The organism is Vulcanococcus limneticus LL (assembly GCF_002252705.1).
Classification (GTDB): domain Bacteria; phylum Cyanobacteriota; class Cyanobacteriia; order PCC-6307; family Cyanobiaceae; genus Vulcanococcus; species Vulcanococcus limneticus.
Window position 1 is genome coordinate 1 of the sequence record NZ_NQLA01000146.1, and the last position, 1,105, is coordinate 1,105.

General features: G+C 65.1%; 2 protein-coding genes. Both read left to right on the forward strand.

Annotated elements, in window-relative coordinates:
* The first annotated feature begins 384 nt into the window (after positions 1 to 384).
* Positions 385 to 573 carry a Nif11-like leader peptide family natural product precursor gene (locus tag CJZ98_RS17805; protein WP_094592432.1) on the forward strand — a complete coding sequence of 63 codons (189 nt, stop codon included), beginning with the start codon at positions 385 to 387 and terminating at the stop codon, positions 571 to 573.
* Between the two features lie 83 nt (positions 574 to 656).
* Positions 657 to 950, forward strand: coding sequence for a hypothetical protein (locus tag CJZ98_RS17810; protein ID WP_094592433.1), 294 nt, complete (start codon positions 657 to 659; stop codon positions 948 to 950).
* Positions 951 to 1,105 lie beyond the last annotated feature (155 nt).

Here is a 1,105-nt window from a genome sequence, read left to right on the forward strand (position 1 = left end):
AACAAAAACCAGGTGCAGAACGCCGAGCGGCGCAGCCTGCGGCGCCTGCGCAGGCACCTCACACCCATGCTCCACCCCCTGCCAAGCCCCTGCAGGGTCGGCGGTTAGGAAGGTGCTGAACAAACCATCCCCGCCGCGCGGCAAGGTGCCAAGGGCACTGGGCAGATGCGCGCCCAGCAGGAATTGAGCACCGCACTGTTCTTCTTGTCCTGCACTTCCACTCAGGACCGGACTCCCATGGTCGTCCCCGAGCGCCGCGCAGGGGTGGCCAAGTCCAGCATCACTCGCAGTGGTTCCAACATGGCCCTGCTGCCGAACCGCCGGATGCAGACCGCATGACGCCCGAGCAGGAGCGCCACGAGCAGAAGCAGTTGGAGCAGGCAGTTGGAGCAGTTGGAGCAGTTGGAGCACTTTCTGACCCACGCTGCACGCACGCCTGGACTGCGGGCGCGCCAACACGATGTTGACCCGTATGAGGTGGTGGAGATCGGCGCGGCGGAGGGGTTCCAGTTCGGGATCTTCACCCTGCACCGCGCGGTCTGCACGGTGCTTGCGATGCCGATGGTGCATTGAGCCCGCCAGTCCGCCTGAACACTCCCTGCAGTGTCACGACCAAAGGCGAGCCACTATGGGTTGCGGTGAACCCTCAATTGCCAGTGCCCTCGGCAACTTCCTTCAACACCCAGAACCTGCGCGGTCAGACCCTCCTGTTCCGTTGCCTGGAGACGGGCTTCGTCACCACGGCTCCAGCCCTGACCCGCTACCAGCAGGGACGGGCCATTGACCCCTCAAGGCGGGAACTCGTGGGGGAGCGCCCCTCGGACTGGATGCGAGAGGCACCCACGACCATCTGCGAACACTGCGGGATGGTGGTGAGGGGCAACCAGTGGGCCTTCCGGCAGCACCAGCAGACCAAGCGGTGTCAGGCCTTCAGGCAGAAGGCAGCGTGATGGATAGCCGCTTCTGGATGCTCGCGCCCTGGGCGCTCTTTGCCGCCGCCGCTGGGGTTGACGTGACCCCCTTTGTCGGTCCAGTCCTTATGAGAGTGGGTGGATGTGGTCATGCTGCAACTCCCTGTTGAGCTGCCTCCAGGGGCGTACGCCCC